Genomic DNA, 9,524 nt, shown 5'->3' with positions numbered 1-9,524 from the left:
CGAGGCGTGCAGCTGGATGGAGCCCGCGCATTCACGTCCCGAATTCGCGCCGATGGCCTGCTGGGCATTGCGGCGCGGACTGCCGCACCGCCCTGCGGGAACGCAGATCGACGTGGTGTGCGAACACATGGATCTCCGCGGCGGCGAAGTTCCGGATACCCTCTGCCTGCCGCTTACCGCGCAGCGAGAGACGTTCGGGCTTCTTTACTTCGAGCCGCGGGCGAACGTGGTCGAAGCTGCGGTCCAGAGCACCTATCTTCTGATGCTGGCCGAAAACATCGGTCTTGCGCTCGCAAATCTGAGGCTGCGCGATCAGCTGCGCGAGATGGCCATGGTGGACGCGCTCACCGGGCTTGCCAATCGCCGTCAGCTCGATGCCGTGCTCGGTGCGCGAGTAGCCGGCGCCGATCGCCGGGCGCAGCCCATCAGCTGTCTCATGATCGATGTCGATCACTTCAAGCGTTTTAACGACAATTTTGGTCACGACGCCGGAGACATGGTGCTCCGCGAGGTCGGCGCGGTCCTGCGAGGCGCGCTAGGCGACGCCGATCTCGCCTTCCGTTACGGCGGCGAGGAGTTTCTCATGCTGCTCCCCGGGCTGGATGCGGAGCAGGCGCTTGCCCGGGCGGAAGATATTCGTGCCCAGGTATCGGCGATCCGGATCGTGCACGAGGGCACACCGCTTGAGCCCGTGCACGTTTCACTTGGAGTTGCCACGGCACCCGAACATTGCACGGCGGATCGCCTCGTGAATACGGCGGATGCCGCGCTGCTCCGGGCAAAGTCGCAGGGTCGTGATCAGGCCGTTGTTGCAGATCGGCGCATCGAGCGCTCAGTGGCCTGATCACGTATCTCCAGTATATCTGCTCCGGGTAGAATGGCTGGATCGGTGGAGAGTCCGCAAAACGACGAACTGCCGATATATAGAGGCTCAGCTCGCCGCGGCGAGGCAGCCGGTGACTTGTTCCTGCAACAGAGCAACTATATCTTGCGGGCAGCGGGGGCTGACCAGAAGGTGTGTCATGAACCTTGCCTCGTCTCCGCCATCCTCCACCGGCGTCCACGAAGCGCTTATTATTGACGCCGCGCGTTGCTGGCGGGAAGCTCGCGACGGCGACTCACCGTTGCCGACCTTGTTCTCCCGCCTGGAGCAACGGCGCGTCGGCGTTCTCGCGCCATCGCTGAACGCCTTGTTCGCGGTCCACCAGGCTTGGTCGGGCCGTCGCTTTCGAACCGCGGCGAGCGAATCTGCGGGTTTGACCGAGGATGAGCGGCACCTTCTTCAACTTCTGCACGGGGGCGTAAATGCTGTGCCGTATGGTGCGAAACGCCCAAGCCTTTCCGGTCCGCTGCAGATCGCCCTGAGGTCGACCCGCGTCATGCTCCGCCGCGTGCTGGAATCGGAAAATCCGGCCTAAGCGCGCCGGCGTCGAACGATGAAGTTTTCGGCAGCGTTGTCCTGGACGTCTCAAGGAGCTGCGAATCTATCTGCGAAGTTTACGCTGCACGTCGCGTTTCCGGCCCTTGGGGATCGCCAACAAGCCGCTCGAGCTCCTGGATGATGACGTTAAGATTCATAGGTTTTTTGATGATCATGGAGCTCCTGTAGCGGTCGTCCGATGGCGCCGTCTCGTATCCCGAACAGAAGAGAAACGGCACCTGGCGCGCTCTTAGAAGATCTGCAACCGGATAGACGAACTGTCCATTGAGATTAATATCGAGAATCGCCGCATGGGGCGGGTCTTCCTGTCCAAGGAGCGCGAAAGCCTCTTCCAACGTGCCCGCCGGACCCATGATGACCCAGCCTTCCTCCTTTAATGCGCGGGACAACTCCATGCCGACCAGAAGCTCGTCCTCGACGATCATCACGCGGCCTTTGTTTGCGCTGGGCATTATCGGTTCTCCCCCAAACCCTGTGGTGGGTTCTGGGCTCCGCAGACGGAAATTCGCAGGTGAGAGCGTGGCGGTCACCTGCAACCCCGTCGGCAGCCACTCGGTTTCGATCTCCCCGCCCATTTGACGCGCTACAGTATCCATGAGCGTCGAACCGAAACCGCGGGAGGTTGGCGGCGCTATGGCGCGCATTCCACTTTCGGCCCACTTCAGTTTCAAATGCTGATTGGCCCCGCATGCCCAGGACACATCCACCCATCCTGCCGGTGTCGAGAGGCCGCCGTGCTTCGTCGCGTTTGTCGCCAATTCGTGGACGAGCAAGCTGATAGGCTGGACGACATTGGGAGAAAGCGCGACCTGCGGTCCGCGCGCGCGCACCTGCCCCGGTTTGCTATAGGCAGCGGTCTCGTCCGTGATGATCCTCTCGAGATCGCCACCCTGCCAGCGGTTCTCGGCAAGAAGACTATGCGCGCGGCCGAGCGCGGCCACGCGTCCGCGCACCGCTGCGATAAAATCTTCCTTGGTCGGAGCGGTCGTCAGGGAAACAAGTGCCTGGACAACCGCCAGCGCGTTCTTCGCGCGGTGATCGACCTCGCGCGCAAGCAGCAACCGGGCCTCTTCGTTCGCCAGGCGCTCAGTGATGTCTCTCAAAATGACGGTGGCAAGCCGTTCTCCACCAATATCGACCTGAGATATCGAAGCTTCGATCGGAAACTCGGTTCCGTCGGCCCGCAGACCGCTGATCGCACCGAGGGCGCCCATCCGGCGACCGGTGACCCCGGTATTGCGAAACCGCCGGATATGTTCTTCATGTGTACCCCGAAAGCGTTCGGGTATAAATCGCGAAATCGGTTCGCCCAATGCCTCCGCTGCTGATACGCCGAACATCTGTTCTGCCGAGGGATTGAACAAAACAATACGATGCTCTTCATTGATCGTAATGATTGCATCCATCGCACTTGCAACTATACCTTCAAGCCGGCGCTTTGAATCGTTACTTTCGGCCACTGTGTTTTCGTTCATATCGATGCGCCCTCGATATTTAGCCCTGATAGCGAAAGACTAGCACTTCGCCGGGTTATTTCCACTGTCTTTTCATCCCTTGGTAACCGCCGTAGGGTAGACATACGGCTATAAAGCGAGGTGATCGTTGCTTAGCGTCTATACATGCTTGACACAGGAGCACGACATTCGGCTCGTCGGACTGGCGGCGGCGATCTGCTTTCTTTCGTCACTGACCGGGTTCGCGCTGGCGCATCAGGTGCGCAGCGCCGCGCCGCAGAAGCAGGCCGCTTGGCTGTTGCTGTTGGCCTTTGTCAGCGGCGCTGGAATCTGGGCCACACATTTCATCGCCATGCTCGCCTATCAGCCGCATTTGCCCACGAGCTATGCACCAGGGGCAACGCTGCTATCCGTTTTGCTTTCCATTGCCGGTGCCGGCCTTGCCTGGAAGGTCGCGCTTCAAGGCGGTGGGCATGCGGGACTTCTCTCCGGCTGCACTTTGGCCGCGGGGATCGGCGCCATGCATTTCACCGGCATGGCGGCCCTTCGGACGACGGGCCAACTGGAATATTCCTTTTCAGAAGTGGGTCTGGCACTCTCGGCGGGCCTGGTTTGTACGGTAGCGGCCACGTATCTGTTTGTGACGACAAAGCGCAGCCGATTCATATCCGCCGGCGTTCTGACACTCGCGATTTGCGTCATCCACTTCGGATCCATGGCGGCGGTCACGATCATCCCGGACCCGGAAATCACTATTCCTCCGAGCGCGATCAATACCGCCGCGCTCACGGTGATTATCGGCAGTCTTTCCATTGCAGTGCTCGGTATCACCTTCGCCGTGGCGGCGATGGAAGCGCGGCTCCGGCGCCATGCGACCGAAGAGGCCGAGCGCTTAAAGCACTTCGCCCAAAGCGCGCTTGAGGGGCTCGCCATTCTGGAAGGCGATCGGATTATCGATGCAAACGAGACGTTCTGGCACCTCGTGGGCTACGATGCCTCCCAAACGTCCGACCAGCTTCGCCTTCTCGATTTTCTGCCGTGCCGACCAGAACAGCGAGAGAATTTTCTGATTTCAGCCTTTCAAGAGCAGGTGCTTCGCAATGCGACAGGAGGCATGATCGACGTCGAAACGGCGATTCGGACAGCAACCGTCGGCGGGGTTCATCGCGAGATGCTGGTGATTCGGGACATCACCGAAAGGAAGGCCGCTGCCGCACGTATTGCGCACCTCGCCTCGCACGATCCGCTGACCGGCGTTGCAAATCGCCTGTCTCTGGGCCGTTTTCTTGCACAATCAGTGACCAACGCGTCGATTGAAAAGCCATTCGCGCTGCTGTGCCTCGATCTGGACAGGTTCAAGGGCATAAATGATCTGCACGGCCATCCCGCAGGCGATGCGGTCCTCATTGAGGTTGGGCGTCGGATCCAGTCCTGCCTCGACGAAGGCGATCTCGTAGCGCGACTCGGTGGCGACGAGTTCGCAGTGTTGCACCATACCGAGGAGCATCCGCATGGTGCGGCCGTGCTCGCCGAACGTATCATCGATCTTGTCTCGCAGCCGATCGCCTTTGAGGGCCTGTCCCTGCTTGTCGGGACGAGCATCGGGATTGCACTTTATCCCTCCAACGCAACTTCGGCGGAGGATCTGCACAAGAAAGCCGATCTGGCGCTTTACCGGGCGAAGACCGAAGGGCGCGGGATCCTGCGATTCTTTGATGAAGGCATGGACCGGCAGCTTAGCATGCGGCACAGCATGGAGCATGACCTGCGCATGGCCGCCAGCCGCAGCGAGCTCCACCTGCTCTATCAACCCCTGGCCTGTCTCGAGACGGGTGGCATTATCGGTTTTGAAGCGCTGCTCCGCTGGACGCACCCTGTCCACGGGTCTGTATCGCCCGCCGAGTTCGTGCCACTCGCCGAAGACACCGGGGTCATCACGGTCATCGGTGAATGGGTTCTCCGCAAGGCCTGCCAGGAGGCCGCGCGCTGGAAACAGCCGCTCAAGATCGCTGTCAATCTTTCGCCTGCACAGTTTGGAACCGATCAGATCGTCGACATCGTCAAACAAATTCTTGACGAGACGGGCCTCGATCCCGGCCGGCTTGATCTGGAAATCACTGAAGGTCTCTTGATCAAGAACCCGGAACGGGCACTGCCGATACTCAATCAGCTGCGCGCCCTCGGCGTTCGCATCGTCATGGACGATTTCGGGACGGGCTACTCATCGCTGAGCTATTTTCGAACGTTTCCTTTCGACAAGGTCAAGATCGATCAGACCTTCGTCCGCGATCTCACCGAGAGCCGTGTAGCGCTTGCTATTGTCAAGGCCATCATCGGGCTCGGCAAGGGGCTCGGCCTTTCGATCATTGCGGAAGGCGTTGAGACGGTCGAGCAGATGGAGTTGCTGCTCGCCGAAGGATGCCATAAAATACAGGGCTACCTGGTCAGTCCCCCGCAGCCCATAGGACATTTTGAGTGGCTGGTGCTTGACCCCCTCAGCAGTGGTCATCCCTGCCACGGGCGATGCGATGCCTGCTTTGAACGTTTGCGGGCTCCGACCGGATTGCGCAGCACCCGCGGCGACATCATGCATTTGTCCACCTCGCGCATGTAATCTACCGCTGTCACGTCGTGAGATTAATTCCCTGTTTACCGTGCTGGACCATGATGAAGCGAGGGCCTGTTGTGTTCATGCCCATCATCAAGTCAGGCGAGCGTCACGGTTCGTACTGATATCTCGGCGCAAGGCAGAACATTCCCCCGTTCTGCTTTGCGCCAACTTCCGCAGCGCTGGCGAACGATCGCGGCTATTGAGCTAGACGTCCGTTTCGAAAATCGCCCCGCCTCTGCGATGCGGTGTAGTGATACTCGCGACGGGCTCACGCTCTGCCAAATTCGCTCTGGAAGCTCAACAGCTTGGCTTGAGGTCCACCCTCATTTTGACCCGCTGCCGGAATTATAACCGGCCGGCATCCAGCATTGGCCGCTGCCTGTGGCATGAGCCTCTCCGCTCTTCAGCGCTGCGCCCACCCAGATTGCCGGGCACGCCTCTCCGCTTCTGCATCAAAGGGGTCCCCGACGATAATTGCTTCGACGTAGGCCATGGTGGCCGCGTTGGCGGTTCCCGCCATGCGGTATGTGCTGTCAGCGCGCGCCTCGCGCGCGAAGAGCGCGCGGACGGCCCATGCCTCGTTCTCTCGGCACGCCACCCCGGAAACGTAAGGCGCATTGAAGCTGCGACAAATATTGCCGCCGGCATCCCGGAAGGTCAGGTGGACCTGAACGGGCGCCTGCGAACCGGCGCTGGCAAGCCGGGTATCGAGGGTGTTCGCGATCGCCGGGCTCGCCACCAGGCGATTGTCCTGCAACGCCATCGGCGCCTCTGGCGACGTCAGCATATGACCTCCGAAAAGACCGGCAACGAGCGCGGCGGCCACGGCAGCCCAACGGCGCAGGCCGAAACCCTGCCGCTGCGCCGACGCCGCGCGCGCGCCGCCTATCCCGGAAACATTGGAGCTACCCGGCAGCGCAGCGATGCCTGCGGGCACCGCTGCGCTCGCAACGGGATCGAAAGCAGCGCTGAGCCGCGCGCGCAGCCGGCGCTGCGCCTCCAGCCTGGCGGACAGCGCCGGGTCGGCAGCGACCTCCGCTGCGACGCGCCTCGCCTCTTCTGCCGACAATTCGCCGTCCAGATAGGCATAGAGGGTCTCGTCATCGATCATCGCTTCATCCTTCTCCGGCCAACGCAAGCAGCGCGTTACGGCCGCGTACCAGCCGGCTCGACAATGTGCCGACCGGGATTTCTAGAACCTCGGCGGCCTCGCGGTAACCCAGCCCCTCGATCAGCACGAGCGAGACGGCTTCGCGCTGCTCATCGGGCAATCCGGACATCGCCGCCATGACGGTGCGAAGGTCGATGCCCGCTTCGATTCCCGGCCGGGGATCATGTCCCACCCGCTCTCCGGCTTCGGCGGGCAGCGTGCGCGCCCTTTCCCGGTTTCGTGCGCGCGCCGTGTCGATCCAGGCGTTGCGCGCGATGCGATAGAGCCAGGAATCGAGGCGCGTGCCCGGTTGCCACTGGCCGCGTGCTTTCAAGGCGCGCTCGACCGCGATCTGCGTCAGATCGTCGGCATCGGCGGCGCTACGCGACAACCCGTGCGCGAACCGCCGCAGCCGGGGCAGCATTGCGGTCAGGCCTTCCTCGAACGCTTCCAAGCCTTTTCCTTTCGCCTTCGTGGATGAAACGTCCGCCGCACATCGTTTCATCCACGGGCGATAAAATTTATAAGGAGCGACCATGAAACGGCAAACCACGGTTATGATCATGGCAGCGACGCTACTTTGCGGCGCGGCACGGGCACAGCTGCTTCCCGGCGCGGTAGCCGGGTTGCCGGGCCAGGTCGTGGGCGGCGTGCTTTCGCCGCTGCAGGGCGCACCACAGGCCGCTCTCGGCGTCATCGACACGCTCGGCGTTCGGACCAAGGATACGCTGGACCGCGTGTCCCTGCGCGACATGCGCCGCGCGCGGCTCCAGGCGCTGATCCGCGCCAATCGTGATGTTCTGGAAGCGGATGCCGATGGAAACCCGGTACGGCGCGGCGAAATCATCGCGATCGATGCATCGCCAGTGCTGCTCGATCGGGTGCGGGCGGGCGGGTTCACCGTGCTGCGCGAAAGCAGTATCGCAGCCCTTGGCATTCGCATGCACGTCCTCGGCGTGCCCAAGGGCGATACAGTGCGGGAGGGGCTGAAGCGCCTGAGCGAGATCGCCCGCGACGGACAGTTCGAAATGAACCACGTGTTCGAGCCCGCCGGCGGCGCGCTCATGGCCGTCAGCGCCGCGATGGCCACATCGTCGGCAACGGCAGGTCGGCCTGTCGGCATGATCGATGGCGGCGTCGCCGCGCATCCATCACTCTCCGCCGCGCGGATCACGCAGCGCGGCTTCGTCGGTGACGGCCCGCAGGCCAGTGGCCACGGCACGGCGATTGCCTCGCTCCTCGTCGGCAAGGACGGCGTGTTCCGGGGCGCGGCCGTCGGACGGGCGCTTCTGGCCGCCGACGTTTATGGCGGCAAGCCGGCTGCGGGTTCGGCCGAGGCGATCGCACGGGCGCTTGGCTGGCTCGCGGAGAGCGGCGCCGAGGTCATCAACATCAGCCTTGTAGGCCCGCCAAACCGCCTGCTGGCGCGCGCCGTGGAGACCACCCGGGCTCGCGGCGTGACGATCATCGCTGCCGTGGGCAACGACGGCCCCGCCGCCCCGCCCCTCTATCCCGCCTCCTATCCCGGCGTGATCGCGGTCACGGGCGTCGATGCGCGGAACCGGGCACTGGTCGAGGCCGGCCGCGCCGAACATCTCGACTTCGCCGCGCCCGGCGCCGACATGGTGGCGGCGCTTCCCGGCAACGGTTACGCGAAAGTACGCGGCACATCCTTCGCCGCACCGCTCGTTGCGGCGCGCTTTGCGGCTGCGGAAGGTGCCCCATACGTGCGCGAGAAAACGGTGAGCGCCGAGGCCTTGCCCGGGCGCGGCAAGGTTGGGCGGGGTATTCTATGCCAGCCGTGTCGCAACGCACCGGAGACCGTTCTTGCAAAAAAATGAAGCGGCGCGGGATGAACCACGAACATCGCATCGTTCTCCTTCTGACGGGCCAGACATCGGCCCCGACCATGAAGGAGAAGACTCATGAAACGGATCATCATCACGGCCTTCGCCGTTGCTGCGATTTCGACGCCGGCCCATGCCCGACTTCTCGGCAATGTCGGCGGAACGCTGAACGGCGCGCTGGGCGGCGCCGGATCGCTTGGCGGTTCGCTGGGCCCGGTCGGCTCGGCCACGCAAAGCGTCACCGGATCGCTCACGGGTTCGGGTAGCGCCGAAACCAGCCGCTCAGTCGACGCGCGTTCAGGTTCTGCGAGCGCGAACGCTGGCCTTGCCGGCACTATCGCCGGCACGGTGACGAGCGCGACCTCCGCCGCAGGCCCTGCTGGCACGCTCGTTGATGGAAGCGGCGCGCTTTCGGCAAGCCAGAGCATCGATCGCAGCGTCGGCATCGCCGTTCAGGGCGTCGGCACGGATAAGGCGCAAAGCCTTGTCGGCGAAGCGGTAGGCACAGCGAAAGGTACGGCGCAAACCGCAGCGGTCACGGCCCGCTCGGCCGAGGTTAGCGGCAGCGCTGAAGGATCGGCCACAGGCTCCCTTGCCGCGGCCCGGAATCCTGAACCGGAATCCAACCAAAACTAAGCGTTCGTATACGTAGCTTGGCTTTGCCCGGCCTTCCCCAGGGAAGGCCGGGATTGGCCAATCCCCGGAATGGTCGCTCCAGATGAATACATCAGTTAGATACTGCCATTTCAGCCCGGGAGGAACGATGCCTTCCACCTGAAACTCGGTCATTCGCACTTCATTGCATGCCGTCCAAAAGCGGCCATGCGTTGTCGGGGGGTGAGCAATGCGTTTTGCCCTTCGGCATGTTCGCGCATAAATGAACCGATGACCGACCAATTCATCAATCGCGTAGCCAGGCTGGACGACCTAGCCCGTCTTATTCACCGGGAGCATGGGATGGGGTTGGCGGACGTGGTGTAAGTTACTGATCTGGAATAGAGAACGGGTGCTTACGCCATCC

Annotated in this window: 8 protein-coding genes; 5 read left to right on the top strand and 3 right to left on the bottom strand. The window is 62.7% G+C overall.

Going from position 1 to position 9,524, the window contains the following annotated elements; genetic code table 11:
• Together GGQ98_RS17640 and GGQ98_RS17635 are read left to right on the top strand one after the other, a co-directional pair.
• The coding region (locus GGQ98_RS17640) for a GGDEF domain-containing protein (RefSeq protein ID WP_184071913.1) at positions 1–844 on the top strand (844 nt) is incomplete at its 5' end.
• A 178-nt stretch (positions 845–1,022) separates the two neighbouring features.
• Entirely contained in the window at positions 1,023–1,418 is a 396-nt protein-coding gene (locus GGQ98_RS17635) for a hypothetical protein (RefSeq protein ID WP_184071911.1), read from the top strand.
• Between the two features lie 79 nt (positions 1,419–1,497).
• Here GGQ98_RS17635 and GGQ98_RS17630 read toward each other — a convergent pair whose 3' ends face one another.
• A complete protein-coding gene (locus GGQ98_RS17630) occupies positions 1,498–2,916 on the bottom strand; it encodes a PAS domain S-box protein (RefSeq protein ID WP_184071909.1) in 1,419 nt (472 codons plus the stop codon).
• A 148-nt stretch (positions 2,917–3,064) separates the two neighbouring features.
• Between GGQ98_RS17630 and GGQ98_RS17625 the strand changes: the two genes are divergently transcribed.
• Positions 3,065–5,509 carry a bifunctional diguanylate cyclase/phosphodiesterase gene (locus GGQ98_RS17625; protein WP_184071907.1) on the top strand — a complete coding sequence of 815 codons (2,445 nt, stop codon included), beginning with the start codon at positions 3,065–3,067 and terminating at the stop codon, positions 5,507–5,509.
• Positions 5,510–5,909: 400 nt separating this feature from the next.
• Here GGQ98_RS17625 and GGQ98_RS17620 read toward each other — a convergent pair whose 3' ends face one another.
• Complete coding sequence (locus GGQ98_RS17620) at positions 5,910–6,617, bottom strand: anti-sigma factor family protein (RefSeq protein WP_184071905.1); 708 nt, start codon at positions 6,615–6,617, stop codon at positions 5,910–5,912.
• Between the two features lie 4 nt (positions 6,618–6,621).
• On the bottom strand, positions 6,622–7,161 hold the full coding sequence (locus tag GGQ98_RS17615; protein WP_184071903.1) for an RNA polymerase sigma factor: 540 nt from the start codon (positions 7,159–7,161) through the stop codon (positions 6,622–6,624).
• A 31-nt stretch (positions 7,162–7,192) separates the two neighbouring features.
• Here GGQ98_RS17615 and GGQ98_RS17610 point away from each other — a divergent pair, with 31 nt between their 5' ends.
• Both GGQ98_RS17610 and GGQ98_RS17605 read left to right on the top strand, forming a co-directional pair.
• The gene (locus GGQ98_RS17610; RefSeq protein ID WP_184071901.1) at positions 7,193–8,497 is read left to right on the top strand and encodes a S8 family serine peptidase; all 1,305 of its coding nucleotides are present in this window, start codon (positions 7,193–7,195) and stop codon (positions 8,495–8,497) included.
• A gap of 84 nt (positions 8,498–8,581) precedes the next feature.
• Entirely contained in the window at positions 8,582–9,139 is a 558-nt protein-coding gene (locus GGQ98_RS17605; RefSeq protein ID WP_184071899.1) for a hypothetical protein, read from the top strand.
• Positions 9,140–9,524: the final 385 nt, after the last annotated feature.

Origin of the sequence: Sphingosinicella soli, assembly GCF_014199685.1 — a bacterium.
Taxonomy (GTDB): domain Bacteria; phylum Pseudomonadota; class Alphaproteobacteria; order Sphingomonadales; family Sphingomonadaceae; genus Sphingosinicella; species Sphingosinicella soli.
The sequence above is the reverse complement of the archived record's forward strand: the minus strand, read 5'-3'. Positions and strand labels throughout refer to the sequence as shown.

Bases quoted from the DNA above. Each gene is read 5' to 3' on its own strand.
- GGQ98_RS17635 (WP_184071911.1), top strand. From the start codon at position 1,023: ATGAACCTTGCCTCGTCTCCGCCATCCTCCACCGGCGTCCACGAAGCG.
- GGQ98_RS17630 (WP_184071909.1), bottom strand. From the start codon at position 2,916: ATGAACGAAAACACAGTGGCCGAAAGTAACGATTCAAAGCGCCGGCTT.
- GGQ98_RS17620 (WP_184071905.1), bottom strand. From the start codon at position 6,617: ATGATCGATGACGAGACCCTCTATGCCTATCTGGACGGCGAATTGTCG.
- GGQ98_RS17615 (WP_184071903.1), bottom strand. From the start codon at position 7,161: ATGAAACGATGTGCGGCGGACGTTTCATCCACGAAGGCGAAAGGAAAA.
- GGQ98_RS17610 (WP_184071901.1), top strand. From the start codon at position 7,193: ATGAAACGGCAAACCACGGTTATGATCATGGCAGCGACGCTACTTTGC.
- GGQ98_RS17605 (WP_184071899.1), top strand. From the start codon at position 8,582: ATGAAACGGATCATCATCACGGCCTTCGCCGTTGCTGCGATTTCGACG.